The following is a 25891-nucleotide window of genomic DNA, read 5'->3' as shown; positions in this document are numbered from 1 at the left end:
TTCCTTCAAATCACTCATGCTCTGTTAAGATGTCCCGTTTTGAAAGGCAAGATGACATCAAATTTATTGAATCACCTCCAGCTTTTCCCGCGAATATCGTGGCAGGGAACGGCAAAACAAATGGGAGGCCCGACATATGAGCAAACAGGATAAGGCTTGGTTTGACATCCTGGACTTTCCCCACCCGGACCGGACAGACAAACCACGGCAGCGGGGAATGACCATGGTAATCGACAAAGGCCTCGGGATGACGGAGACTAGGGATTTAATGGAATTGGCGAGTGACTATGTCGATCAGGTGAAGCTGACCTTTGGAACATCGGCGTTTTATAAAACCCGCTTGCTTCGCCAAAAAATTGAATTGGTCAAGTCGTATGGTGTGGATATTTTCCCCGGGGGTACGTTCTTAGAGCTTGCGTTATTGCAAGGGCGCATCGTGGAATATCTTGATCGCGCTCGGGAACTTGGATTTACAGGGATTGAGGTCTCAGATGGAACGATTGCCATTGACCCAGAGACCCGATTTTCGACGATTCAGCTGGCGCGTGCGTACGGTTTTCATTTAGTGATTAGTGAAGTCGGCAAAAAAGATCCCCGCGACGCGGTAACAGGGGAACCCCTATGGCAACAGGTGCAACAAGATCTCGATGCGGGGGCGGATACGGTCATTGTGGAAGGCCGGGAGAGTGGCGAAGGGGTTGTCATTTATGACGACTCTGGGAATGTCCTGGAAGAAACTCTGCAAGAATTGGTAGCGCACATTCCCGATCCCAGTCGATTGCTGTGGGAAGCGCCGCAAAAAAGTCAGCAACAGGAGTTAATTTTGCGCTTTGGACCCAATGTGAATTTGGGCAATGTGCAGCCGCAAGATGTCTTAGCGCTAGAAGCTTTGCGGGTGGGATTGCGCGGAGACACCTTACGCCATTACTATTTAACGGTAAGCCAAGTCAGTGCGCCGGCTTTAGGCCCAAAACCGGTCCGGCCGCACGTTAAAGGAGAGGTGGCCTATCCGCTCGATTGATGTCATTTTTCGCTGGCAGGACGATCTTCCGGATGTATCCCATACGGCTGTTGTCGTCATCGACACCTTGCGGGCGACGACGACCATTGCCACCATTTTAGCGAATGGAGCGCAAGCCGTTTTGCCGGTTGGAGGGGTAGAGAAAGCGTTTGCCCTGAAAGAACAAGATCCGCGTTTAGTGCTTGGCGGCGAGCGCAACAATCGGCCGTTGCCGGGATTTGATGCCGGAAACTCGCCTTACGATTATCCTCGGGCGGTGGTTGAAGGACGCCGTGTGGTTTTGACCACGACCAATGGGACACAAGCGGTAGAGCGCACGGCCCATGCTCCATGGGTTGCCTTAGGATCTTTGGTCAATGCCCGCGCTGTGGCGCAAGCGCAACAAAGTGCCCATGATTTGGGATTGATTGTGTGCGCCGGAACTGAGGGACAGGTGTCTTTAGAGGATGTGTTGGCAGCTGGGGCCATTGTGCTGCATTGGCCTCAAGAGGCGTGTACAGACCGGGCGTTAATAGCCCGCGCACTGTTTGACAAATGGCGTGACCATCTTTATGAGGGCCTCAAAACTGCGCAGCATGCCCGCGCGATTATCGCGCAAGGCCTAGACGCGGACGTAGAGTATGCGGCACGGCTCGATTTGTTGCCCCATGCCGTGGTCCGCAATAAAGAAGGATGGTTTGTCAACCAGTAGCATGTGTTCTGCTTGACCAAAGAGGGGATCGGCCATATTTATGGCCGGTCTTTTTTTTGCGCGGCCTTCATAGATATTGCCGTCGGACAAGGAGCAAAGGAGACAGCATGTTCACTACAGAAACGATTGGCTTACTGTTGCTGCTGCTTTTAGGCATGTGGGCGCGCTCGAATCTGATTGCCGCGTCAGCGGCCATCTTGTTGGTGATTCGGTTTACCCGCATGAATTTTTTATATCCCATCCTCGAGCGCCGTGGGGTGGAAATCGGTTTGCTATTTCTGACCATGGCCATGCTGATTCCGTTTGCCTTGGGCAAAGTCAATGTCAAGGAAGTCTTTCAAAGTTTTTTTACCTTGCCAGGAATCCTCGCAGTGGTAGGGGGCGCGATTGCCACCAATTTGAATGGGCGGGGTTTGCATTTATTAGCTAACAACAGCCATTTAATGTTTGGGCTGATTGTTGGCTCGATTTTAGGAATTGTCCTGTGGGGCGGAATCCCGGTGGGACCGCTGATGGCCGCAGGGACAACTTATTTAATGTTAGAAATGGTGGGGTGGCTGAGCCATTTCTTAAAGTAGTCATTGGGAGGGCTCATGATGGGCAATGATGTGTACTTAAAGAGTATGGTCCTTATCCGGTTTTTGTCGGCCAGTATTGAATTTACCGGCGCGTTCTTAATGTGGCGCTATCAACGGCTTGATGTGGCCGTCCGTATTAATGGTCTGTTAGGGCTGGCAGGGCCCATTATTTTGACGTCCACGATGCTCTTGGGCATTGCTGGTCTAGCGGCGACAAAAGTGCCGTTTGCCAAAATTGCTTGGATCGGTGCGGGCGTAGCGATGATTTTATGGGGAACCACGCGATGAACGGCTTTTTTGTGATTTCCCTGCGAGGTGTTTTTCGGCATTGGAAGTTGGCGGCCGCGTTGATGTTGTTAATCGTGGGACTAAGTGAATGGCATGCACTGCATGCGGCGTCCGCACGAGGCGGAACGAATCCGGCTATCACATGGTATGTGCCAACCGACCAAAAGGTCGTCGCGCTGACCTTTGATGATGGGCCATGGCGTTCGTCGACGCCGCAGATTTTGCGCATTTTAGTGCAGCATCATGCGCTCGCCACGTTTTTTGTCATTGGCCAGCAGGTGCTGCGCGATCCGGATATTATCCGGCAAGAAGTGAAAGATCATATGGAGATCGGCAATCATACCTTTTCGCACATGAATTTGGCCAAGCATAGCTATGCACAAATTGTCTCGGACCTGTCGCAAGCGAATCAGGCGATTAAAGACGTCACGGGCCATCCTCCGACGTTGTTAAGAACTCCTTATGGCACTTATAACCCCACGGTATTGCGCGCTGCACAAGAACTCCACCTGCGAGTCATTATGTGGTCGTGGACAGAAGATACAAGGGATTGGGCCAACCCTGGGGTGGAGGCGATTGTCAGTCGCGTCGTTAGTCACATTCAACCGGGCGATATTGTGCTTTTCCATGATGGAGGATCAGACCGCTCCCAAACGATAGCTGCCCTACCGATTATCCTAAAAGACTTGGCTTTGCGCGGCTACCGCTTTGTGACCGTCTCTCAGCTCCTAACACAGGCACAGATGCATTAAAGCCGACGGCGATGGTATACTGGAATAAGTTTCTTGCTATGAGGAGGACTGACATGCGGATCGTGGGGGGATGGGCCTCCGGCCTGCGCATCGAGGCCCCTCCTGGCCAAGGCACCCGGCCGACGACAGAGCGCGTCCGCGAGGCCATTTTTAATAGTTTGCGGAATCAGGTTGAGGGGGCGCGAGTGCTCGACCTCTATGCGGGTAGTGGGGCAATGGCGTTGGAAAGCGTCTCGTGGGGCGCCGCGTCGTCGGTAGCGGTGGAGCCCAACCGAAAGGCCCAGATGGTGATTCGCGCTAACATTGAGCGGGTCAACATGAGCGAGTGGGTGCGTTTGTGGCCCGGTACGGCGGAGAGTGCTGTGGGGCATTTTCGGGACAAAGGGCATCAATTCAATCTGGTCATCTGCGATCCTCCGTGGAAAGATGGACTAAGCGCCACCATTCGCGAAGGCTTGCAAGACGTCTTGGCGCCAGAGGCATGGGTGGTCGTGGAACACCCGACAGGTCAGGATTTTGGTCCTTTGATGGGCACTATCCTTGTGAAAACACGACGCTATGGAGACACCACGATTAGCTATTGGACAAGATCCTAGAGCAAGGAGGCAGACATGGCACGACTTGCGGTTTATCCCGGTTCCTTTGATCCGATCCACTTGGGGCACGTTGACGTGATTGAGCGGGCCGCCAAGTTATTTGACACATTGATTGTGGCTGTCTTTGTCAACGTAGGGAAAACGCCGCGATTTTCGGCGGAGGAACGCATGCAATTAGTTCAGGCAGCCACACAACACATCCCCAATGTGCGCGTTGAGAAGAGTGAAGATTTGTTGGTGCGTTATGCACAAGAACGCCAGGTCGAAGCCATTGTGCGGGGATTGCGGGCGGTCTTGGACTTTGATTACGAATTTCAAATCGCCTTGATGAACAAAAAAATGGCGCCGGACCTAGAAACCATCTTTATTCTCACCAGTGAAAAATATTCTTATCTTAGCTCTACCCTCGTCAAAGAACTCGCGTCATACCATGCAGACGTCAAGGGCCTGGTGCCACCCGTGGTCGCCCTAGCCCTTCAAGAAAAATTTGCGGGGAGCAGGGGATGAGCATGACAAGTGAACCCATTGTGTCCGAATTGACGGTGTTATTAGACCGTTTTCAACAGTTGATTCAGCAATCGCGCAAGTTGCCGTGGACCCACCGGGTGCTTCTTGACGAAGCGGAATTGACCACTTTGGTGGCGCAGATTCAACATGTCTTGCCCGAAGAGGTCAAACAAGCGCGGTGGGTGGTCCAAGAGCGAGACCGATTGTTGGAGGATGCTCACAAAGAGGCCCAACAGATCGTGGAAACCGCGCGGGAGCAAGCGGCGAAACTAGCGGAAGAATCCGAGATTTTGCAAGAAGCTCGTCGCAAAGCCGACCAGATTGTTGACCAAGCACGGACGACAGCGCGGGAAATTCACCGGGCAGCCAGAGTGTATGCGGATGAAATTTTGGCCGGTTTGGTCACCGAATTAAATCACTTGAGCCAGAGCCTGGAAGCAAACCGCGCAGAATTGAGGGAAGAATAAGAGCACAGGACCTGCGGCAAAGTTTTGGTTGTCCTTGCATACGGTGATAGGGGAGGCAGTGAATTACCCACACAATGGAAAAGTACGGGGTAGCGTTGGCCTTGTCATCTGGGGGCGCTAGGGGACTCGCGCATATAGGCGTGCTGAAAGTCTTGGAAAGGCACCGCATTCCCATTGTGGCCATTGCGGGCTCGAGCATGGGCGGAGTCATTGGCGCTCTCTATAGTACAGGCTATTCGGGGGAAATGATTCACGATATTGCGCGCCGCATCAAGCGCAGCCACTGGATGGATTTTTCTTTGTCCAAAATGGGCATTTTGGCCGGAAAGAAACTGGAAGCCTTGATTGAGCTCTATACCCAAGGCAAAACATTTGCCGACTGCAAGCCGCCTTTGCAATTGGTGGCGGCAGACATTGAATTGGGTGCCGAAGTGGTATTAAATACGGGGTCGCTCGCGCGCGCTGTCCGCGCCACCTCGTCGATTCCAGGGGTTTTTAGTCCGGTGGTCATTGATAACCGTACGCTGGTCGACGGCGGGATCGTCAATCGCGTACCGGTGAGTGTTCTCCCCCAAGTTCCACATAATGTAACGGTCGCCGTGGATGTCGGCGTGACACTCACACCGCGAGTCCATTCCTTATTTGACGTACTGTTTCAGTCTTTTGACATCATGGCGCGCGAGTTAAGCCGATATCAGCCAGTTGAAGCAGATGTTGTCATTAAGCCGAAAGTGGACTTCAGCCGCGAGAGCCATGCCTATCATGTGGATGCCATCGTTCAAGCGGGGGAGGATGCCTGCGAAGCGGCCATATCTCACATTATTGAGCTTTTAGGGGAACGATGAGGAGGAATTCAATGAAGAGCAAGCGCAAGACCCTCAAATGGATTGTATGGGTCGCCGCGATATTCGTGGCTGTCGCCGTCGTCTTATGGTTTATCCCAACGCCATACCTGGTCATTACGCCGGGCGTCACCGGGAACTTAGCCCAAATGGTGCATGTGAAAAATGGGCACCCCGAGCCAGAAAAGGGCGAATTGCTCATGGTCGCGGTGGGGCTTCAGCAAGTGAATGAACTGGAATATTTGGGTGCGCGACTCGACCCAAATATGGAAATATTAAAGGCGAGCTACGCTATGGGCGGGCTGAACATGAATCAATACATTCAGTATAATGAGAGCCTGATGACCAATAGCCAGTTAACGGCTGAAGTGGCGGGTGAACGCCTTGCAGGCCTTCATGCGTATGTGAAAACCGTACCGGGGGCGTTGGTGATTGGGGTGTTAAAAAAGGGCAATGCTCAAGGCAAGCTGCAGCCTGGTGATTTAATTACTAAAATCGGGCCTTATTCCATTACCAACCCCAATCAAGTCCATGATATTATGCTCAAGCATTTTACGTTTGGGGAAATTGTGCCCTTTACCGTCGTGCGCAAGCACCAAACTGTGGTAGTGCCGATTCGGACGACCCATATTCCTCATGACTCCGCGCCAGCGATTGGCGTCATGATCTCGTCGTTGCAAGAACCTGTTATTCCACGGCCTGTAAGCATTAACAGCGAGGGCATTGGCGGTCCGAGTGCGGGGATGATGTTTTCTCTTGAAATTTACTCCCAAATTACGGGGAAAGACTTAGCCCACGGGCGAATTGTTGCGGGAACTGGGGAGATTACCCCGTCGGGACAGGTGCAGCCTATTGGAGGGGTCGCTCAAAAGGTTATTACCGTCCATCGTTCTGGGGCCACCGTGTTTCTTTGCCCCACGGCCAATTATCCGAAAGCCTTGGCTATGGCGCGCCGCAAAGGGTATCACATGACCATTTATCCCGTGTCGAATCTCACGCAAGCTTTGCACGATATCACCAAAGCGACTACATAAAAACGCCAAAATTGCCCACACTACAGGAGATATTAATCTCCTGGGAGGGACAATAGTGGGTACACAAGGGTCAAATGGATCCAATCAGAGCAATCAAACACTACGTGACATGATTCGACAGGAAATGCAGCGGATGCAGGGAGGCAATTCATCGTCATCCAGTAATAGCTCCCAGCAACAGTCTCAGCAAGGGGGAGCGTCCGATGCGAATGGCAATATCCTCGAACAGCTTCGGTCGATGATTCAAGAGGAAATGACTAACGCTAGTGGCCAACAATCACCTCAGAATAACGGTTCAAGCCAGAACAACCAGCAAAATGGATCATCGGGGCAGTCAAGTACCAGCGGTTCATCATCACAGGGGTCGACGGCCTCGCTTATTGGACAATCGGCCCAAGCTAAAAAGGGCAAGGTGCAATCCAAGTCATCCGGATCAGGCAGTCAAAATCAAACCGTGGCCGAAGTGCTTACGCAGGCTCAATATGAACTAAGTCAAGAGCTTCAAGCCAACTTGCAAAAACTACGCAGCGTCATTCGTCAAAGTCAGGAAATCGCGAAAAAAATTGAGTTGGTGTTGGGGCATGGCGAGAAGGGTAGTGGCAATAAAGAATGACGGTGTCGGCGGTGCTGATTCGCCGTGGGATGGTTTATGCGCCTCAGTCTTTAGGGGTCCAGGACGTATTGATTGTGGGCTCTATGATTGCGGCCATAGGGCCTAATTTGATGATACCTTCTTGGGCCAAGGGCCCCGTTATTGACGCGTCCAATATGATGGTGTGCCCCGGTTTTGTGGATCAGCATGTGCATATATCCGGCGGAGGTGGAGAAGGTGGACCCGTCTTTCGCACCCCCGAAATTACTTTGACCCGGTTAACCCATGCGGGTATTACGACGGTAGTCGGGGTGTTGGGCACGGACGGGACATCCCGCTCGGTCCAAGCCCTGCTAGCCAAAGCCCGTGCGCTCAATACAATGGGGTTGTCGGCATGGATTTATACCGGGGCCTATCAAGTTCCAACCCGTACCATTTCCGGTTCCGCGCGCGACGATATTATTCTGATTGACCGGGTGGTGGGTGTTGGAGAAATTGCCATTAGTGACCACCGGGGCAGTCAACCGACGGAAGCGATGCTGGCGGCATTAGCGTCAGAGGCGCGTGTGGGCGGCCTTTTAGCCGGGAAGGCCGGTGTATTGCATTTGCACGTGGGCGATGGGCTCCAGGGACTGGCGCCGCTTTTTCATGTGCGCGATCAGTATGATGTTCCCCTTTCGACGTTTGTGCCAACCCATCTTAACCGCAATCCGCGCCTTTTAGAAGACGCCAAAGTTTGGGGGCGTCAGGGCGGATATTGCGATTTGACCACAGGAATTCAACCAGGTCCATCTGATCCCGAGGGCATTTCGGCGTCGGAGGCAGCAATCGCGCTTGAGAAATCCGCCGTGCCGTGGGATAGGATTTCGTTCAGCTCCGATGCGCAAGGATCCATACCGGTTTTTGATAAGGAGGGACGTCTATTGCGCATGGAGGTTGGGTCAGCGGATACGTTGTTTGCCGAAGCCGCAGCGCTTCACGAAATGACACAGTGGCCATGGGAGAAGTGCATAACTCCCATTACCACCACCCCGGCCGCAATCTTGGGACTCCAATCAGCCGGGCGTTTAATGGAAGGTGGGCCGGCGGACTGTGTCCTTATAAACGGCACACAGATTGATACGGTCATTGCACAAGGTCGTGTCATGGTGCAAGAGGGGCGTACTGTGGTGCGCGATGTCTTTGAAGTCGGTTCGCACGATGCCCATTAGGCCAAGGCACTGGCGCCGCTACCGGGAAATTGCTGAGGTCCTAGCGCAGCATGGGTTTGTCTTAGTTTTGGACAATCTCGGTCTTTCTGCGCATCTGCCGTGGTCCCGCCGATTGTTAGGGATCCTACGTCCCGATATTGATGCCAATTGGCCTGAACGCATTCCGCTGGTGCTGGTCGATTTAGGTCCCACCTATGTCAAATTGGGGCAGTTGGCTTCCACGCGACCCGACCTTCTACCTGCGCCGTTGATCCAAGCGCTCCAACAATTGCAAGATCAGGTTCCCCCCGTTTCGTTTGATCAAATTCAAGAGACCTTGGCCCATGCTTGGCATCAACCTTTTGACCATGTTTTAGCATCGTTAGATCCGATACCCTTAGCGGCCGCGTCTATCGGTCAAGTCCACCGTGGGGTATTGAAGGATGGGCGCAAGGTGGTGGTCAAAGTGCGCCGCCCGGGGATTGTGGAACGCAGTGAAGCCGACTTTGCGATTTTGCAAAACTTAGCCGACCTTGCCGTGCGCCGTCTCGAATGGGCGCGGCAATATGATTTAAGCCACGTGGTGAAAGAATTAATTAGCGCTTTGCGCGATGAGCTGGATTTTACGGTCGAAGCGCATAATACTGACTTGGCCCACAAACATTTTCAAAGCGCTGAGCAATGGATTCCCGAACCCTACTGGCCACTCATTACGCCTGATGTCTTAGTCATGCAAGAGCTCGAAGGCATCAAAATCTCAGACCACCAGGCGATGGAACGAATGGGCCTCGATCCTGGGGCAATTGCACGACGTTTTGTAGAGTCTTTATATCAACAAGTCTTTGAACAAGGCATTTTTCATGGGGATCCGCACCCAGGTAACGTGCATGTTGATGCCCAAGGCCATCTGATTTTTTTGGACTGGGGCTTAATGGGCGTTCTCTCGCCGGTAATGCGTGCGCGGTCATTAGACCTTGTGCTGGGACTGAGTCAGGGGCGGTCTGACAAAGTGGTGGATGCGTTACAAGCCATGGGATTGGGGCCTGGGGCGATGGATGCCCGGAGCCTTTATGCCGATGTCGAGGTCTTACGCAGGCGGTATTATGATACATCGCTCAAGGACTTTCGCATTGGGCAAGCCTTAGGGGACCTTATGCAATTGGCCCAGCGCCACCATATTCAGATGCCGGTCGAGTATACGTTGCTCGCGCGTACAGCGGTGATTGCCGATGGCGTTGTGCGGCAATTGGACGACAATCTCTCTCTCATTGAGATTGGTAAGAAATTCTCAAGCCGTATTTTGATCAGTCGGTTGAAACCAGCGGCATGGGGTCCACCTGTGGCCGATGCGGCGATGGATTGGGTCCACTGGGGAAGAGTGTTGCCCGGCCAAATGGAACAAGCGTTGCAAACGATTGCCCGCGGAGAATTCCGTGTGATGATTGAGGGACGCAATATCGAACGCATTTTCTTCCATTGGGAACGGTTAGCTAACCGCATGGCCTTGACGTTTATCCTCTGTTCCGTCATTTTGGGTACGGCGTTTGTGGCGCACCGTGACCACGCGAGTGTGGGACATGCTCCTTTGACGGAATATGGCATGATTTTAGGTATTGTCGTGGCGCTATGGGTGGTTGTGGAAGGGGTGTTTCGGAAGCGGCTTTAACGGCAAAGTTGACAGCTTAGGACTATATTGGATATAATTTTTTCAGTTTTGCGAGGTGGGTTTAGATGTATATCCGGGTTGTGGACGTTAAAAAATGGGCTGGCCGTGAAGAACATCAGCATTTTTTCGAAGAATGGCCTGCCGTGGTTCAGGAACGGACCGAGTACCCGTTGCAGGGACTCGCGGAACTGGATGTCAATGTGCGCAATACGGGCAGGGCTCTCATTGCGGAAATTGCAGGCAAAGCTCATGTTCAAGCCGTGTGCGCGCGGTGCTTGGAGTCCTTCGATCTTGTGATTCCATTCTCCACGGTGGAAGAATTTCGAGAGGAGCCTGGCGCTAGCGATCCGGATCAAGATTATTACCGATTTCAAGGTGATAAAATTTTTTTGGATGACATTGTAGCCGATGCGTTCGGGGTGTCCGTGCCTTACGCCCCGTATTGTCGACCGGATTGTCAAGGGTTGTGTCCGCATTGCGGCGCAAACCTTAACGTCGAAACATGCAACTGTCAAGAGCCGCATGACAGTCGGTGGTCGCTTCTCGAACAGCTCAAGTTTCCTGATGACCCGTCCTCATCGGACCACTAGCAACACCCAATTGGCTTTGATTATGGGAGGCATATCTGATGGCAGTTCCGAAAAAGAAATTATCACGTTCCCGCACGCATAGGCGTCGGTCAGCATGGAAGCTTACTGCCCCGCAGTGGGTCGAGTGCCCGCGGTGCCACAAAGATCGGTTGCCGCACCACGTCTGCCCGCATTGTGGCTATTATAACGGACGAATTGTTGTGCAGCACGAAGCATAATGCCAGATTCCATGGCTTTTGGTCATGGAATCTTTTTATCGCCATATTTATGACTTAGTGATATTATTTCATCACAAGTGGGGGGTGGCGCATGGCTCGGCTCAATCGCGTCGAACGGCAGCGGAAGTTGGCGGAAGCCATTCGAGAAAACCCTTTGCAGACGGACGAGGATTTAGCACAACGCTTTAGCGTCAGTGTGCCCACGATACGCTTGGACCGACTGCATCTCGGCATACCGGAGCTCCGCTTGCGTTCAGAAGGACTGGCCCGGTTAAGTGTGGTGCATACCCGGACCTTAAAACGGCAAGACATGGTAGGCGACTTGATTGACCTGGTGATTGGCCAGAGTGGACGATCACTGCTGCGGACCGACGAATCTATGGCGTTTGCCCAGTCCGGGGTGGTGCAGTCTCATTTTATTTTTGCCCAAGCGGATTCATTGGCTCTAGCCGTCGTCGATGGGGCGATGGCGGTCACAGGATTGGCCAATGCTAAGTTTAAAAACATGGTGCATGCGGGACAACAAATTATCGCGGGGGCAGAGGTCATCCGCAGGCAAGGGCACCGTTGGGTGGTTTTGGTGATTAGCCGCGTGGGGGACGTTACGGTTTTTCGCGGCAAGTTTGTTGTGCTGACCGATCCCTTCGACGGAAAAGCCAAGGTCTCGATGGATAACAAGGAGGGGGCTCTTTCGTGAAAATCGCGGTCGACGCGATGGGTGGCGACAACGCGCCTTTGGCTCCCGTACAGGGAGCGCTCAGCGCGCTCGAGGAGATTGGGGATCTGGAAATTGTCTTAGTCGGTGATGTTGACCGAATAAAGCCGTTACTGAGGGATAAACCGCGGCAGACCCGATTGATTTTACACCATGCACCGGACGTGATTGGCATGGGCGAAGCACCTGTTCAAGCTGTGCGCCGGAAACCTGATTCATCGATGGTGCAAGCCATTAAATTGGTGAAGCAGCAAGAGGCGATGGCTGTGATTTCCGCAGGCAATACCGGCGCTTTGATGACCGCAGGCCTTTTTATCATTGGACGGATGCCGGGCATTGAGCGTCCCGCGCTGTCGGCGCTGCTGCCCGTGATGAAAGGTTGGGGTGTGCTATTGCTCGATGTGGGCGCCAATTTGGATCCCAAGCCGAGTCAATTGGTGCAATATGGCGTGATGGGTGCGTATTATTGTCAAGAAGTCTACGGTATTCCAAATCCGCGCGTGGGACTGTTAAACGTGGGCGAAGAGCCTCGAAAGGGGACGCCTTTGGCTCGTGAGACTTATGAGCGTCTTAGACAGTCCGACCTGAATTTTGTGGGCAACATTGAGTCGCGCGAGTTGTTACAAGGGCGAGCGGATGTTGTGGTTTCGGACGGATTTAGCGGAAACATTGCGCTCAAACTGACGGAAGGTTTAGCGCGGGATTTGATGGGCGAGTTCAAAAAAGTCTTGTTGGCCAACTTCAAGACGAAAATTGCGGCGTGGATGTTGAAAGATGGCCTGATGGCGTTGAAGAGGCGCATGGACTACGAAGAATATGGCGGCGCTCCTCTTTTGGGCCTGGATCAAATTGTGTACAAGGTTCATGGGGCTAGTCAACAAAGGGCTTTTCATACCGCAATCACCTTGGCATACAGCTATTGTCACAAGCACACGCAGGACCGTATTCGTGAGCGTGTCAGAGAGGAAGAGGCGAATCAATGACCACAAGAGCCATCGTAGCGGGACTCGGTACGTATGTCCCTGAAAAGATTTTAACCAATCAAGATTTGGAACAAATGGTGGATACCTCCGATGAGTGGATTGTCACCCGGACGGGGATTAAAGAACGCCATATCGCAGCGCCTGATGAAACCACGTCGGTTATGGCCACGCGAGCGAGTATCCGGGCATTAGCAGATGCGGGCATTACGGCCGACGACTTGGATTTTATCGTCTGTGCCACCAATACCCCCGATACCATTTTTCCTTCGACCGCCGCGCGCGTTCAGCATCAACTGACCACCAAGCCCATCCCCGGGGTCGATATTCAAGCCGGTTGTACAGGTCTCATTTACGGGATGGAAATGGCGTCGGCTTTGATTCAAAGTGGGGCCTATCACAACATCCTGGTAATTGGAGCTGACAAACTGACAAGCATTACGGATTATGAAGACCGCACGACGGCGGTGTTGTTCGGGGACGCAGCGGGCGCCTTTGTGCTCCAAGGCAAGGAGGGAAGCCAACGGGGTCTTTTGGCTTCCTATTTACAAGCGGATGGGCGCGGAGGCGATCTATTGATTGAGCCTGCCGGCGGTTCCATGCTGCCTGCATCTGAGGAGACCGTGGCGGCGCGTCAACACTATCTCAAGATGAACGGCAATGAGACCTTTCGGTTTGCGGTGAAAGCGATGCCAGAGGCTGTTGAAGAAGGGCTGAAAAAGGCCGGTTTGGCTGTTTCGGAGATGGACCTGCTCGTACCGCATCAGGCGAATTTGCGAATTATCGACGCGGCGGTGCGGCGCTTTGAACTCGACCCCTCCCGCGTGGTGGTCAATATTGACCGCTATGGAAACACCTCGGTGGCCACCATTCCATTGGCGCTACAAGAAGCCCGGGAACAAGGTCGGGTCCACGACGATGACGTGGTCGTGCTGTGCGCATTTGGTGCGGGATTAACGTGGGGTTCGAATGTGATTCGGTGGGGGCGGTAACAAGGAGGACGATGGTGATGAGTAGTTGGGCAGTGATGTTTCCGGGGCAAGGGGCGCAATATGTAGGTATGGGACGGCCCTTGTGGGATGCCTCGTTGAGTGCGAAACGGACATTTGAAGAGGCAGACGACGCGTTACACTATGCCTTATCGGACATCATTTTCAATGGGCCTGAATCCCGCCTCCAAGATACCGAGATTCAGCAGCCGGCCATTTTGGTAGTAAGCGTGGCGGCTTGGCGGGCCTTTCATGAAGAATTTCCCGATCTTCCCGTGGCGCTGGGACTAGGGTTATCCTTAGGAGAATATTCCGCCTACGTGGCGGCGGGCGTCATGTCCTTAGCCGACGCCGCACGTGTCACCCGCATTCGGGGACAGGCGATGCAAGAAGCGGTGCCCCGCGGGTTAGGCGGAATGACCGCCATTTTGGGACTTATGGCGAGCGACGTTGAGGCTTTGTGCGAAGAGGCGTCTGCGGTTGCATGGGTGCAGCCGGCGAACTATAATGCGCCAGGTCAAATTGTTGTATCGGGTTTAGTGGCCGGTCTCGAGCGGGTTGAGGAATTGGCACGTGCTCAAGGTGCCCGAGTCATCCGGCTCGCGGTATCGGCTCCCTTTCATTCCCGTCTGCTTGAACCCGCGGGCGCGGTGTTGTCCAAGGCATTGGCTACCGTGCCATTAACACCGGCTGCCTTTCCGGTGATTGCCAATGTCGATGCTGAACTTTGCGAAAAGCCCAGCGAGATCATTCCGCGCTTGATTACCCAAGTTTCTCATCCTGTTCGCTTTCAACAAAGTGTCGAGAAGGCGATTGGCATGAACGTCACAGGGTTTTTAGAGTTCGGACCGGGACGTAGTTTAAGTAGTTTGCTGAAAAAGATTGACCGCCGTCAAAAAGTCGGTAATGTAGAAGACGAGGGCAGTCTGCGCAAAGCTCTTGAACTCGCCCAGGGGCCAGGCTATAATAGCTAAGAATTATCGCCTGGTAGCTATATGACGATAGGAAGAGGGTTTGCGGGTGTCTTGGGAGCAACGAACGGCGTTAGTGACGGGTGCCTCGCGAGGCATCGGTCGCTCTATCGCCCTCAAATTAGCCCAACAAGGGATCGCTGTTGCAATCAATTATCGTGGCAACGCCGTTGCGGCACAAGAAACCCATGATCTGATCCGGTCCAATGGCGGCCAATGCGCTCTGTACCCTGCGGATGTTTCTGATGCAGACCAGGCGCAAGACCTGGTCAATGCAGTGCTGAAAGACTGGGGTCATCTTGATATTCTGGTGAATAATGCTGGCATCACGCGGGACACGTTAGTGCTGCGGATGCGAATGGACGATTGGGACCGTGTGATTGCGACGAATTTAACCGGCGTTTTTGCCTGTACGCGTGCGGCATTAAAGCCGATGCTCAAGCAACGCTTTGGGCGAATCGTGACAATCTCTTCAATCGCGGGACTGATCGGGAATGCTGGCCAAGCCAATTATTCAGCCGCCAAAGCCGGCGTAATTGGGCTGATGCGGTCAGTAGCCCGTGAAGTGGCGTCTCGGCAAATTACAGCCAATGTGGTCGCACCCGGCCTTATTGACACGGAAATGGCCCATCAAATGGCACCCGAGGCGTATAACCAATTGATTAGCCAGGTGCCGCTTGGGCGCGCAGGGCGACCGGAAGATGTGGCAGATGCAGTATGGTTTCTCATTCAGGCGGATTACATTACGGGCCAGACATTGGTTGTCGATGGCGGACTAGTAATGGACTAATTTTGGGGGTGTAGGTAGTGGCAAACAAAGACCAGGTATTTGACAAAGTTAAAGAGATTATTGTGGACCAATTAGGTGTGGATGAAGAAGAAGTCGTGCCCGAAGCCTCGTTTATTGACGATTTAGGTGCCGATTCTTTAGATATCGTGGAATTAATCATGGCGTTAGAAGAGGAATTTGGTCTGGAAATTCCAGATGATGAAGCCGAAAAAATTGCCACGGTGAATGATGCTGTGGAATATATTCGGGAAAACGCCTAACTAATGGCCCTGGGGACGGGGCGTCAATGCCCCGACACTGGGGGAGGGAGCAGCGAATGCAGCGGGAACGCGTAGTAGTCACGGGCATGGGAGTGGTTTCTCCGGTAGGATCAACTCTAGAAACGTTGTGGGCTGGCCTCATAAGTGGTCAGAGCGGTGTTGGCCCTGTCACCAGATTTGATGCGTCTGACTTTCCCACGCGTATAGCCGCTGAGGTGCACGATTTCGATCCGTTGAAATATGTTGAGAAAAAAGAAGCGCGGCATATGGACCGGTTTGTGCAAATGGCGGTGGCTGCGGCACAGGATGCTTACGACGACGCGGAGTTGCATGACGTGGATCCGGAGCGCTCAGGTGTTGCCGCAGGTACTGGGATTGGCGGCATGGAAACGCTTACGGAGCAGCATGAAATTTTGCTGACGAAGGGGCCTGGTCGGGTCAGCCCGTTCTTTATCCCGAAGATGATTGCTAACATAGCCGGGGCGCAAGTCGCAATGCGTTTCAACTTGCAAGGGCCTAATGTGACGTTGGTGACCGCTTGCGCGTCGTCTGGGAGCGCCATTGGAGATGCGCTGCGCGCGATCCAGTACGGCGAAGCCGATGTGATGTTGGCAGGAGGTTCGGAAGCGGTCCTGTTGCCCATCGCGTTCGCGGGCTTTTGTGCCATGAAAGCCATGTCTACACGCAATGATGATCCCGTGCATGCCAGTCGCCCTTTTGATAAAGAGCGTGACGGTTTTGTGATGGGTGAAGGCGCGGGGTTTTTGGTGTTAGAGAGTTTGTCACATGCTAAGGCGCGCAATGCCCGCATCTATGCGGAGCTGGTAGGATATGGCCGTTCCGCAGACGCCTTTCATGTGGTGGAACCACATCCAGAAGGACGTGGGGCGGCGCAAGCCATGCGCCGGGCGCTGAGGGACGCCGATATCGACCCCAATGCTGTGGACTATATTAATGCGCATGGCACATCGACCCAAAAGGGCGATTTAGCGGAAACATTGGCCATAAAAGAAGTGTTTGGGGAGCATGCGTATCGTTTAGCGGTATCGTCCACAAAGTCGGTTACAGGCCATCTTTTGGGCGCGGCAGGCGCTGTGGAGCTTATCGCATCGATCTTGGCTATCAAGCATCAAACGGTTCCTCCGACGGTCAATTTAATGGAGCCGAGTGATGATTGTGATCTGAATTATGTACCTAACACTCCTCAACAGCGCCCCGTTCATGTGGTGATGTCCAATGCATTCGGGTTCGGGGGGCAGAATGCGGCAATTGTCGCACGGGAGTATGTCTCATGAATCCCAATGACTTATCGCAGTGGGTGAAGGACCAAAATCTTCTTAAACAAGCATTGACGCATTCGTCTTACGCCAATGAGGGTTTCCGTAAGGAAACCCATAATGAGCGTTTAGAGTTTCTGGGTGACTCCGTCTTGCAGCTTGTCGTGACCGAATGGCTCTATACCAATAATGCGCGGTGGACTGAAGGACAACTAAGTCAGGGCCGGGCGGCTATTGTTTGTGAGGCGACGTTGGCAGAAGCTGCGGCGAATTTGCACGTCGGGTCCTATTTGCGCTTAGGGCGTGGTGAGGAACGCAGTGGTGGACGCACAAAGCATTCCTTGTTGGCGGATGCTATGGAAGCGATCATTGGCGCCATCTATCTGGATGGAGGCCTGGAGCAAGCGCGGCGGTTTATTCTCGAGGTGTTGCGGTTTGCGTTGACGGGCGTTGAGGAACGAGAGACCGGACGCGACCACAAAACCGCGTTGAACGAATGGTTGCGTCGCCGAGGCGAAGAAGCTACCTATGAGGTGGTCGGGTCCTATGGGCCCGACCACGCTAAAAGTTTCGAAGTAGAAGTGTCCGTAGGTGGGGTGCCGATTGGGCGCGCGATTGGGCATAGTAAAAAGGAAGCCGAACAACAAAGTGCGCGTCTGGCCTTAAAGCAGTTGATGGCCGAGCAGGAGGGCTCGCTCCCACCGCCATAGCGCCTAGGAACCTCATATTATCGATTGCCAGAATTCTCTCATGATAAGGCCGCATAATCCGCCGAGCTATTGGCTTGCGCGGATTATTTTTTTTGGGAGCGGGTCAGGGCAGATCTTCACTATTGAGCTTTGGGGTTAGTGTGCGTCAAGAATTCGTACCGCCAAGCTTGTCCATGGACCTAGGCGAGCTTGGCGGTACGTTATGTGGATCGTTTGACAATCTCCGAGAGGGGACGCCTATTAAGGTTTTCCGCCCGATGGCGCCGTGATGGGCGATGGGGCTACCACGGGCGCTGGGGGGATGGAGGATGCAGGTGACGAGGGTGGCGTCGACGGCGTGGACGGGGCCGCTGTGGCCGAAGGCGAGGACGGTGAACTGGACGGCGACGTCGACGGAGACGTCTTGGATGGCGCCGTTGACGGTGTACACATCTTGGTGGGAGCCCAGTAGCGCGAATCCCAGATATAGGGTCCCCCAGGATGCCAATCGGACTCTCTGCGTAAAGCTATCGTTGTCACATAGGCTCCACACCCTTGCTGCCATAATTCATTGGGATTGCGGGCCAGAACTTTGACCGGATAATGCGTATCGCCAATGGTGGTTGGTTGTGTCCCTTTAATGAACCAAGCGCCTTCCACGTCTTGCGGAGGGGCATATTGACTAGCGATTTTTCCCGAGGTGATGCTGATGTCATTGAGGTAAACCATTCCACTCGGTCGTGGGAAATGTTCAACAGGGAGATGCTCTTGGGCATCCACTTGCTCCATGATTTTTTGCCAGATAGGGCCGGCCGCCACGTCGCCATAGGCCGGACCATTGGGCGTCGCGGGTTGCCGATATTCGCCTTTGCGATTCCCTTCCCAGACGCCGACCATGAGCTGCGGTGTATAGCCCAAGAACCAAGCGTCGGCCTCACCGTTGTTGGTACCGGTTTTACCGGCCGCTGGCCGGCCAATGCCTAAGTTAATGCCCGTCGCATCACTCCCCGGCCCAATACTGGGAATGGGGTTGGGGTCCATAACCCGTTCCATCATTTTCTCCATGATGTAGTCTTGTTGTGGGGTCAGCACAACGGTTCCGTGGGGCGAGTCTTGAAAGACCACCGCGCCATCTGGATTAACCACCTTCGTCACCCAAATCGGCGTCATGCGCACGCCGTTATTCGGGAACGTGGCGTAAGCTTGAGTCATTTCTAAGACATTGAAGCCTTCTTTGAGACCGCCAATGGCGATGCCAAGTCCTGCATGCAAGTCCGCAGTGGTGAGGGGCAACCCAAATTTGTTCTTGGCGAAATAATACCCGTAATCCAAGCCAATATCATGGAGCAAGTGGACGGCCACGTCATTGTCGGAAATGGCCAAGGCGTCACGCAGTGTTAAATAGCCCCGGTAGAGGTGGTTGTCATTATGCGGCCACCACTGGCCATTAACATGAAAAATCGGGACGTCTTGAATCACAGACATTTGGGTGTAACCCTTGGCAATCGCGGGTGCGTACTCGAGAAGCGGTTTAATCGAGGACCCCGTGGACCGTTGCACCGACGGATTAGTCGCCAGGTCTTCCATAAACGGTTGGCTGAATGTGCGGCCTCCAATTACAGCCAAGATATCTCCGTTGTGGGGATCTTCGACCACGGCTGCCGCCTGGTAGGTGGGATTGGGGGATTGAGACGGCCCAAAATTATAATTCATGGTCTGATCGACCGCGTTTTGCGCAATATTGTAAATGGTCGGGTCTAAAGCGGTATAGATTTTTAGGCCGCCATCAAATATTTGTGTCCCGGAAAAGCCTTGCTGTTCGAGCACTTGAATCACTTTGTCGACATACCAAGGATACGGATAGATTTGACTGTTGGCGGAATTGACCGCCACTGGGTGCAAGTTCAGAGGCGCCGCATAAGCCTGGTTGGCTTGCGCTTTGCTAATATATCCGTACTTCACCATCGCATTGAGCACCTGCAGTTGGCGTTGTTTGGCCAATTTCAGGTTAACGAGGGGATCATATAAGGATGGCGCTTGAGGAAGACCCGCGAGCATAGCCGCTTGGGCCAACGTCAATTGCGATGGCGTTTCATCAAAGTAAGCCTTCGACGCGGAATACACGCCGCTGGCGCCATCGCCGAGATAGACCTCATTAAGATACATATCTAAGATTTGCTGCTTGGTGTAGGTGTGAGCCAATTCCAGGCCAATCATAAATTCCTGAGCCTTGCGCACCAGCGTCTTTTTATCGCTCAAGTATAGGTCTTTGGCTAACTGCTCGGTCAGGGTGCTCGCCCCTTGAACAGCGCGCCGATGAATGATGTCCACAAAGGCAGCTCGAAGAATGGAAGTAATGTCAAAGCCCGGGTTGGTATAAAAGCTGTGGTCTTCAATGGCGACCAAGGCATGTTGGAGATTCGGAGAAATCTCAGACAACGGCACGTTGACACGGTTTACCGTGCCGTGGAGTCGCGCCACCGGTTGACCAAAGCGATCATAAATCACGGAATCTTGTCCCATCGCCTGAAGAGAGACCATTGACTGTACCGAGGGCAGGGTTTGCCACGCTTGATAGCCAATATATCCTCCGTAACCGAAGCCGGCCACTAATATTCCCACGGTCGCTAAAAGAGCCACCCGCCCCCAGCGAATTCGCCGTTTGACGCCTTGCGCCTTTGTGTCATTGGACGGGGAAGAGGTTTTAGCCACCGGACCAGAGGAGGGAGACGCCGGCTTGCGGCGCTTTTTTGAGGGCGCAGACAGCTTGCTTCCGCAAAATCGGCAAAATGCCGAACCGGCAGTGTTTTCTTGACCACATTTGGGGCAACGCACGCTATCTTGTCATCTCCTTGAAATACTTGACTTAACCCCCTAGAGATGGGGGATTTCCTTGATGCGGCGGACCTTTGGTATAAAGGGCGCTAAGCCCTAGGACAAGGCCGAACAGCAGCCACGCAAGACCCTGTACGACCTGAAACATACTCAGTACAAACCCGACAATCGAAAACGCGGCACTCGCCACAAATAGAATTTGAGACAGCGTCCACGCGGCACGTAGACGAGATGCATTCAGTTGGATAACGCCGGACAGCACATTTCGGTAACGTCGCCAAGGCACGCTTTGCCACCATGTCATCCATGGCGCAGGCGTACGTGGTGAGCTGGTTGCGGCACTGGGACTGGCCTGAGCCTGTGGCGCAGGATCGTCAGGTAGCAAGTTTTTGCCACAACTGGGACAAAACATACTATCAACTGGAATCTGGTCGCCGCAGTGACGGCAATACACGATGTCATCCCTCGCCTTAGAGTTCTTTTAACGCTCACTATATCATTCGAAGCGTCCAACGGGAAATTTGCGCCGTGTCCGCCATTCTCTCGCATCCCATTCGGTTAATTGCAGATCATTGTAGCACAAATCATTTCGAGAACGAGCTGGTCCGTCTTTCCAGAGCGGGTGTGGGTCGCGAAGCGCATAACACAAGCCCAACGGCTAAAGTGCATGAAGGGCTTACAGCGCTTAAGCGTGAGCCGTTAGAGCATCTTTCTATCTTTAAAAGCATGTAAATATAAATGGAGGGAGAGGAATCTGATTTAAGGTCCCAAAAGGAATGGGTGCCTATTGCACTGGTGATCGTAGCGTCCTCTGTTAAGTAAGGAGGGCCCCTATGGGGCGGGACCCTCCTTATCAATGGGGTAACTTCGGGCTTCCGTGCCCGCCATCAAGACGGATCACGATGCGGATGGCCGCACTACCCTTTGGCCTAGGCCCGAACTGCGTGGAATAGACGATGCTTGTGTTGCCTATTGAAGACACTGGGGCGCACAAAACCCAAGCTCCTTTGATACAAGGAACGCACTAGGGTGAGATAGTCACATAGGGCATCAAGTCAAACGCAGCGTCGCACGGGACGCAGGGCAAAAAAGTCGACTGGTCGCCTGGTACAACGGGTTAGATACACATTCAAACCATCGCACGAATAATTTGGACAATTCCGTGAAGCTGAGCCGGCACGGTGGCAGGCTCGTAGGTTTCCGGATGCACATACACCACGGTGTCTCCATCCATGATTTTCATGAGAACAGTGGGGGTGCGAGGAGCGCCCGCTAACACCCATTTTGCCCGGTCCGAGGGCTCTAACTTGATGAGTAACAGCATGTCACCATTTTGAATCGGACCCTGCTGGGGCCCATGGTAATGCCATGCGAAGCGGCCGAGCACATTGGCGGACATATCATCAGAGAGCGAATCTGTCGTCAAAATCGCGGCGCCATTTTCATCAAATCCCTCTAATAAGGGAATCCGGCCATAGGCACTATGCGATTCACGCGCCTTAAGGGGAGGCATGATATAGCGACCGGCTATCACGGCACGTTTAAAGGCTTGCAGTCCGGGATAGTTTTCTTTGGACAACCAATAATAAATCGTCTTCTCTTCTGCGTAGCCGAGTTTCTTAGCAAGGTCCCCGGCGGTTAAAAACGGGTCTTCTAAAATCATATGCGCCATTTTTCTTACGATATCCACTGATAGTCTCCTCCTGACAACGTCGTGTTATTGAGTTTCGCCATATCCCTGATGATTTTGCCAAAATCGGCTTATTTATCCATGAGTTACGGCTTTACTAAATATACAGGAAATTAGCGCGTTGTCATCCCCCCTGGAGCGTGGTAATTTATGGGCCTTAATCCACGGCTTTTGGCGAATCGAGGCAAATAATACCAAAGAAAGCGACATGGGATTTCGTCGTCTGAAACGGGACCGATATGGTACAATGATTTCCACTAATGCCTCAGACTGCCGGGAATGGATGATTTTTTCTATGCATTTATCAACGATAAGCCTCTATGGATTTAAATCGTTTGGGCAAGACACCCGTATCGTGTTGTCGCCGGGTATTACCGTGATTGTGGGGCCTAACGGCGGCGGCAAAAGTAATGTCATAGATGCAATTCGCTGGGCTTTGGGCGAACAGCGGGTGAAAGAATTGCGGGCCGAGCGGTGGGATGACTTGCTCCACGTGGGAGGCAAGGGTCAAAGAGCAAAACTTGCTGAGGTAGTCCTCACGTTCGATAACCATGACGGTGAGATGGAAAAATGGCCCGAAGTGCTCACGGTGACGCGTCGTTATTACCTCTCCGGGGATTCCGAGTATTTGCTTAATGGGCGCACATGCCGATTGAAAGATGTGGTGGACCTGTTTTTGGACAGCGGGGTCGGCCGTTTTAACTACGCCGTTATCGGGCAAGGGCGGGTCGACGAGGCTTTGTTGATGAAACCGCGGGAACGGCTTGAACAACTAGAAGAGGCTGCAGGAGTCTCCCGCTATAAAGTGCGCCGCAAAGAGACGTTACAGCATCTTGGGGACGTGCAAAAAAACTTGATGCGCTTGACGGACCTCATGGCGGAGGTGCGACATCAGCAGGAATTGGTGCATGATGAGGCGTTGCGCGAGCAGGCGTATCTCACGATGCAGCACGAACATGCGGCGCTTTTAGCCCGGTATCAATACACGCAGTACGTTAAAGCTATGCACGATCGCCATGAGTGGCAGACAGCGCTTGATGCGATCCGCACTCAGCGGGTTTTGTTGCAACAAGAGACGGCAGACGTGAACAAAGCGTTGCAAGGCGTAGAAGAAGAGCGGGTCTTTGTGGAGAGTCAAGTAGCGCAGCAACAAGAACGGGTACGACAGCTGGAGCAGGAGTCTTTTAGCCTTTCGGCGCAGTTAGCACGCTTAGAAGCAGAATGGCAGGGCTATCAGCATGAAAGTGAGGGCTTGCAAGGGCAAATTCGTGTCGTTACAGAGCAGATGGGGACGATGGGAGATGACGAAGGGCCCTCAATGGATGATCTGGCCGATGCCCAAAAAGCGTGGGATATGGCCCGTCAAAGGCTAGCAGATTACGAACATGCCGTGCATGTCTTGCGTGCTCAGCGAGACCAAGCGCAGGCGGCGCTAGAAGAGGCTCAGCGCCGACTGCAACAGAGTGAACGCCAATTAGCGCGCGTGGAAGGCATTTTACAAGCGCAAACGACAGACCAAGCGTTGGCCCAGCTTGGACATCTCGAAGAAGAACGAAAGACGTTACACCAAGCCTTAGAGGCTAATCGACGAACGCTGGCCCAGTTAGCGCAAAGCCTCAAAGATCCTCAAGCTCGGTATGCAGCCGGCGAGGCGGAAGCACGCCGGTTGCAATCAGAATCATGGGAATTAGAAGCACGCATTAAAGCGCTGCGCACTATGGAGCAAGAGCAGCAGGCGGTGCCTGCGCCAGTCCGCGCGGTATTGCGAGCTGCCGAGCAAGGGCAATTGTCAGGTATCGTGGGAACGGTCGCCAGTGTCTTAGACATTGCGGCGTCTTATCGGCTGGCGTTGGACGTTGCGATGGGGGCTGCCGCACACCACTTGATTACCGAGACGGAGCATCATGCTCGGCAGGTTGTCGAGTGGCTCAAGGCGCACAAAGCAGGACGCGTTACGCTGTTGCCGTTGGATCAAATCCGGCCATCCCTTGTACCTGACCGTGATCAAGCTTTGGAACACCAGCTGGGCGTCCACGGTTGGGCTCTGGCGATGGTCACATTTCAGCCCGCGTTTTTCCCCGCTATCTCGCATGTGCTCGGGCGGGTATTGGTACTGGAGTCCTTGACGGTGGCCCCTGCTGTGGGCCGTCAACACCAGTTTCGCTATAAAATGGTGACGCTAGACGGCCAAGTGGTTTTGGCAGGAGGGGCCATTTCCGGCGGCAGCGACAGGCGTCAGGGACCCGGAGTGTCTGAGCGCATCACGCCCCTTGCCAACCGATTAACCCACGTGAAAGCTCTGTATGAGCGCCAAGAGGCGGACCGAGCTTTGGCTCACCAACAGGTGAGTCAAATACGCGAGGATATGGAACGCATACAAGCCGAAGATGCGCGCATCCGGTTGCGCCTTGATCAGATCGAACACTTGTTGGCGGGATTATCAGGATTGGGAACGCATGATCCGAAGGTGTTGGCGCAAGATGTAAAGAGCGTGCGCAGTAGGGTGATAGCGGCCGAGCAGAACTTTCAAGATGTGCAGGCCCAGTGGCAAGAAGCGGCGCACCGCATGTCAGAAGCCCAGGCTTTAGTGCTTGAGGCCAAACAACGCCATGAGATCCTCAAACACCAATGGGACTTGAGGGAACGGGCTGTCGCAGAAAAAATGCGGATAACGCAGCAACATGGCGGCATGGAGGCTCGGATGCACGACATCCAAACCAAGTTGGACGTGGTGCATAAGGCTTTAGACGATACGCGCCATAAGCATGAGCAAACTCACGCGGCACTGAGCCAGCAACGCGAGAGGCTCGCTCAAGACAGGGCGACCCTGACCGCTTTAGGCAGCCGAGTGTCACAATTGCGGGCCCGGCAGGCGGCAATGGATGCGGAGGAACGTAAGATTGCGCAACGCATGGCCTATCTTGAACAGCAATTGGCGAAGTCCGAGGCGCGGTGGGACGGCTATGAGGCGGGAGCAGAAGAAGTGTTGTCGGATCAGGAATTGGGTCCTGCCAAGTTGCGTATTGAAGCGCTCCAAAAGGAGATGGACCAAGTAGGTCCCGTGCAGCCGGGGGTTTTTGCCCTATACACACAACTCGGGGAACGGCTAAGCTATTTAGAGAACGAGTACCGCGATGTACAATTAGCCAAAGATGAGGTGCAGGCGACTCTCGAACAAATTGATCGCGATGTCAATACCCGGCTGGAGGAAACGGCCGGTCAAGTGGAACGGGCATTTCAAGAAGCATGCCGGGCGTTGATTGGCGGCGAAGGAGGATTTCGCTGGACGGCGGGTGAGGAGCCAGGCGTTGAGTTATGGATTAAGCCTCCGGGGAAGAAACCAAGTACGATGACACTCTTGTCAGGAGGCGAAAAAGCCTTGGGCGGTATTGCTTGGCTGTTCGCACTGCTTGCTGTCCGCCCTTCGCCCTTTGTGGTTTTGGATGAAGTCGAGGCAGCCTTGGACGAGGCGAATGCGCAAAGAGTGGCACACTATATCAAAAACCATCATGGTACGACGCAATACGTGATTGTCACTCATCATAAATCAACGATGGTCATTGCTGATGGGTTATGGGGTGTTGCAGGCGATGGACAAGGTCGCAGTCGGTTAATTTCGGTGAAGCTCGATCAAAATGCTGCGGTGGCGGAAGGGTAGGAGAT

General features: G+C 53.5%; 27 protein-coding genes and 1 pseudogene. 24 read left to right on the top strand and 4 right to left on the bottom strand.

The features are described from left to right. Positions 1-136 precede the first annotated feature (136 nt). From CO251_RS16690 to rnc, 23 genes are all read left to right on the top strand, one after another. Positions 137-1021, top strand: coding sequence for a phosphosulfolactate synthase (locus tag CO251_RS16690; protein WP_103376935.1), 885 nt, complete (start codon positions 137-139; stop codon positions 1019-1021). Beyond that, positions 1008-1712: a 2-phosphosulfolactate phosphatase gene (locus CO251_RS16685; RefSeq protein WP_103376934.1), complete on the top strand. Its 705-nt coding sequence runs from the start codon at positions 1008-1010 to the stop codon at positions 1710-1712. The genes CO251_RS16690 and CO251_RS16685 overlap by 14 nt, the downstream gene beginning before the upstream one ends. Before the next feature lie 107 nt (positions 1713-1819). Continuing rightward, positions 1820-2290 carry a DUF441 domain-containing protein gene (locus CO251_RS16680; protein WP_103376933.1) on the top strand — a complete coding sequence of 157 codons (471 nt, stop codon included), beginning with the start codon at positions 1820-1822 and terminating at the stop codon, positions 2288-2290. Positions 2291-2305: 15 nt separating this feature from the next. After that, positions 2306-2578, top strand: a complete 273-nt coding sequence (locus tag CO251_RS16675; RefSeq protein WP_242968666.1) for a YqhV family protein — start codon at positions 2306-2308, stop codon at positions 2576-2578. After that, positions 2575-3330: a polysaccharide deacetylase family protein gene (locus tag CO251_RS16670; protein WP_158246405.1), complete on the top strand. Its 756-nt coding sequence runs from the start codon at positions 2575-2577 to the stop codon at positions 3328-3330. The genes CO251_RS16675 and CO251_RS16670 overlap by 4 nt, the downstream gene beginning before the upstream one ends. Before the next feature lie 53 nt (positions 3331-3383). Next, on the top strand, positions 3384-3926 hold the full coding sequence (rsmD, locus tag CO251_RS16665; protein ID WP_103376930.1) for a 16S rRNA (guanine(966)-N(2))-methyltransferase RsmD: 543 nt from the start codon (positions 3384-3386) through the stop codon (positions 3924-3926). Positions 3927-3941: 15 nt separating this feature from the next. Continuing rightward, positions 3942-4433: a pantetheine-phosphate adenylyltransferase gene (gene coaD, locus CO251_RS16660; protein WP_103376929.1), complete on the top strand. Its 492-nt coding sequence runs from the start codon at positions 3942-3944 to the stop codon at positions 4431-4433. A gap of 2 nt (positions 4434-4435) precedes the next feature. Beyond that, complete coding sequence (locus CO251_RS16655; protein ID WP_103376928.1) at positions 4436-4900, top strand: ATPase; 465 nt, start codon at positions 4436-4438, stop codon at positions 4898-4900. Positions 4901-4974: 74 nt separating this feature from the next. Further along, positions 4975-5745, top strand: coding sequence for a patatin-like phospholipase family protein (locus CO251_RS16650; protein ID WP_103376927.1), 771 nt, complete (start codon positions 4975-4977; stop codon positions 5743-5745). An 11-nt stretch (positions 5746-5756) separates the two neighbouring features. After that, positions 5757-6776 carry a PDZ domain-containing protein gene (locus CO251_RS16645; RefSeq protein WP_103376926.1) on the top strand — a complete coding sequence of 340 codons (1020 nt, stop codon included), beginning with the start codon at positions 5757-5759 and terminating at the stop codon, positions 6774-6776. A 55-nt stretch (positions 6777-6831) separates the two neighbouring features. Then, positions 6832-7389, top strand: a complete 558-nt coding sequence (locus CO251_RS16640; RefSeq protein ID WP_103376925.1) for a hypothetical protein — start codon at positions 6832-6834, stop codon at positions 7387-7389. After that, on the top strand, positions 7386-8579 hold the full coding sequence (gene iadA / locus CO251_RS16635) for a beta-aspartyl-peptidase (RefSeq protein WP_103376924.1): 1194 nt from the start codon (positions 7386-7388) through the stop codon (positions 8577-8579). Before CO251_RS16640 ends, iadA begins: the two co-directional genes overlap by 4 nt. Next, complete coding sequence (locus CO251_RS16630; RefSeq protein WP_158246404.1) at positions 8569-10224, top strand: AarF/ABC1/UbiB kinase family protein; 1656 nt, start codon at positions 8569-8571, stop codon at positions 10222-10224. Before iadA ends, CO251_RS16630 begins: the two co-directional genes overlap by 11 nt. Before the next feature lie 65 nt (positions 10225-10289). Further along, positions 10290-10814 (top strand): DUF177 domain-containing protein, encoded by a 525-nt coding sequence (locus tag CO251_RS16625; protein WP_103376922.1) that lies wholly within the window; start codon positions 10290-10292, stop codon positions 10812-10814. 38 nt (positions 10815-10852) lie between these two features. Further along, the gene (rpmF, locus tag CO251_RS16620) at positions 10853-11032 is read left to right on the top strand and encodes a 50S ribosomal protein L32 (RefSeq protein WP_103376921.1); all 180 of its coding nucleotides are present in this window, start codon (positions 10853-10855) and stop codon (positions 11030-11032) included. 91 nt (positions 11033-11123) lie between these two features. Next, positions 11124-11729: a transcription factor FapR gene (gene fapR / locus CO251_RS16615; RefSeq protein WP_103376920.1), complete on the top strand. Its 606-nt coding sequence runs from the start codon at positions 11124-11126 to the stop codon at positions 11727-11729. Then, positions 11726-12730 (top strand): phosphate acyltransferase PlsX, encoded by a 1005-nt coding sequence (gene plsX, locus CO251_RS16610; RefSeq protein ID WP_103376919.1) that lies wholly within the window; start codon positions 11726-11728, stop codon positions 12728-12730. Before fapR ends, plsX begins: the two co-directional genes overlap by 4 nt. After that, positions 12727-13719 carry a beta-ketoacyl-ACP synthase III gene (locus CO251_RS16605; RefSeq protein ID WP_103376918.1) on the top strand — a complete coding sequence of 331 codons (993 nt, stop codon included), beginning with the start codon at positions 12727-12729 and terminating at the stop codon, positions 13717-13719. Before plsX ends, CO251_RS16605 begins: the two co-directional genes overlap by 4 nt. Positions 13720-13736: 17 nt before the next feature. Next, positions 13737-14690: an ACP S-malonyltransferase gene (gene fabD / locus CO251_RS16600; protein ID WP_103376917.1), complete on the top strand. Its 954-nt coding sequence runs from the start codon at positions 13737-13739 to the stop codon at positions 14688-14690. Positions 14691-14736: 46 nt separating this feature from the next. Next, positions 14737-15477: a 3-oxoacyl-[acyl-carrier-protein] reductase gene (fabG, locus tag CO251_RS16595; protein WP_103376916.1), complete on the top strand. Its 741-nt coding sequence runs from the start codon at positions 14737-14739 to the stop codon at positions 15475-15477. A 17-nt stretch (positions 15478-15494) separates the two neighbouring features. Next, positions 15495-15737 carry an acyl carrier protein gene (locus CO251_RS16590; protein ID WP_103376915.1) on the top strand — a complete coding sequence of 81 codons (243 nt, stop codon included), beginning with the start codon at positions 15495-15497 and terminating at the stop codon, positions 15735-15737. A gap of 56 nt (positions 15738-15793) precedes the next feature. Beyond that, entirely contained in the window at positions 15794-17032 is a 1239-nt protein-coding gene (gene fabF / locus CO251_RS16585; RefSeq protein WP_103376914.1) for a beta-ketoacyl-ACP synthase II, read from the top strand. Continuing rightward, entirely contained in the window at positions 17029-17724 is a 696-nt protein-coding gene (gene rnc / locus CO251_RS16580; protein ID WP_103376913.1) for a ribonuclease III, read from the top strand. Before fabF ends, rnc begins: the two co-directional genes overlap by 4 nt. Positions 17725-17964: 240 nt before the next feature. On the opposite strand, the gene CO251_RS16575 is transcribed toward rnc, so the two are convergent. The 4 genes and pseudogenes from CO251_RS16575 to CO251_RS16565 all read right to left on the bottom strand — a co-directional run bounded on the left by CO251_RS16575 (position 17965) and on the right by CO251_RS16565 (position 22228). Further along, a complete protein-coding gene (locus CO251_RS16575; protein ID WP_103376912.1) occupies positions 17965-20538 on the bottom strand; it encodes a PBP1A family penicillin-binding protein in 2574 nt (857 codons plus the stop codon). A 31-nt stretch (positions 20539-20569) separates the two neighbouring features. Then, positions 20570-20923 carry a hypothetical protein gene (locus tag CO251_RS17280; RefSeq protein ID WP_242968665.1) on the bottom strand — a complete coding sequence of 118 codons (354 nt, stop codon included), beginning with the start codon at positions 20921-20923 and terminating at the stop codon, positions 20570-20572. Positions 20924-20926: 3 nt separating this feature from the next. Continuing rightward, positions 20927-20992, bottom strand: a pseudogene (locus CO251_RS18135) (zinc-ribbon domain-containing protein); the annotation flags it as partial. A gap of 675 nt (positions 20993-21667) precedes the next feature. Continuing rightward, positions 21668-22228, bottom strand: a complete 561-nt coding sequence (locus CO251_RS16565) for a hypothetical protein (protein ID WP_103376910.1) — start codon at positions 22226-22228, stop codon at positions 21668-21670. A gap of 121 nt (positions 22229-22349) precedes the next feature. Between CO251_RS16565 and smc the strand changes: the two genes are divergently transcribed. Continuing rightward, a complete protein-coding gene (gene smc, locus CO251_RS16560; RefSeq protein ID WP_103376909.1) occupies positions 22350-25886 on the top strand; it encodes a chromosome segregation protein SMC in 3537 nt (1178 codons plus the stop codon). The last annotated feature ends 5 nt before the right edge of the window (positions 25887-25891 follow it).

The organism is Sulfobacillus sp. hq2, from assembly GCF_002903155.1.
GTDB lineage: Bacteria > Bacillota > Sulfobacillia > Sulfobacillales > Sulfobacillaceae > Sulfobacillus > Sulfobacillus thermotolerans.
Note: the sequence above shows the minus strand (reverse complement) of the source record. Positions and strands in the feature narration are given on the sequence as shown.

Coding starts and splice junctions, on each gene's coding strand:
- CO251_RS16690 (WP_103376935.1), top strand. CDS start 137: ATGAGCAAACAGGATAAGGCTTGGTTTGACATCCTGGACTTTCCCCAC.
- CO251_RS16680 (WP_103376933.1), top strand. CDS start 1,820: ATGTTCACTACAGAAACGATTGGCTTACTGTTGCTGCTGCTTTTAGGC.
- CO251_RS16675 (WP_242968666.1), top strand. CDS start 2,306: ATGATGGGCAATGATGTGTACTTAAAGAGTATGGTCCTTATCCGGTTT.
- CO251_RS16670 (WP_158246405.1), top strand. CDS start 2,575: ATGAACGGCTTTTTTGTGATTTCCCTGCGAGGTGTTTTTCGGCATTGG.
- rsmD (WP_103376930.1), top strand. CDS start 3,384: ATGCGGATCGTGGGGGGATGGGCCTCCGGCCTGCGCATCGAGGCCCCT.
- coaD (WP_103376929.1), top strand. CDS start 3,942: ATGGCACGACTTGCGGTTTATCCCGGTTCCTTTGATCCGATCCACTTG.
- CO251_RS16655 (WP_103376928.1), top strand. CDS start 4,436: ATGACAAGTGAACCCATTGTGTCCGAATTGACGGTGTTATTAGACCGT.
- CO251_RS16650 (WP_103376927.1), top strand. CDS start 4,975: ATGGAAAAGTACGGGGTAGCGTTGGCCTTGTCATCTGGGGGCGCTAGG.
- CO251_RS16645 (WP_103376926.1), top strand. CDS start 5,757: ATGAAGAGCAAGCGCAAGACCCTCAAATGGATTGTATGGGTCGCCGCG.
- iadA (WP_103376924.1), top strand. CDS start 7,386: ATGACGGTGTCGGCGGTGCTGATTCGCCGTGGGATGGTTTATGCGCCT.
- CO251_RS16630 (WP_158246404.1), top strand. CDS start 8,569: ATGCCCATTAGGCCAAGGCACTGGCGCCGCTACCGGGAAATTGCTGAG.
- CO251_RS16625 (WP_103376922.1), top strand. CDS start 10,290: ATGTATATCCGGGTTGTGGACGTTAAAAAATGGGCTGGCCGTGAAGAA.
- rpmF (WP_103376921.1), top strand. CDS start 10,853: ATGGCAGTTCCGAAAAAGAAATTATCACGTTCCCGCACGCATAGGCGT.
- fapR (WP_103376920.1), top strand. CDS start 11,124: ATGGCTCGGCTCAATCGCGTCGAACGGCAGCGGAAGTTGGCGGAAGCC.
- CO251_RS16605 (WP_103376918.1), top strand. CDS start 12,727: ATGACCACAAGAGCCATCGTAGCGGGACTCGGTACGTATGTCCCTGAA.
- fabD (WP_103376917.1), top strand. CDS start 13,737: ATGAGTAGTTGGGCAGTGATGTTTCCGGGGCAAGGGGCGCAATATGTA.
- fabF (WP_103376914.1), top strand. CDS start 15,794: ATGCAGCGGGAACGCGTAGTAGTCACGGGCATGGGAGTGGTTTCTCCG.
- rnc (WP_103376913.1), top strand. CDS start 17,029: ATGAATCCCAATGACTTATCGCAGTGGGTGAAGGACCAAAATCTTCTT.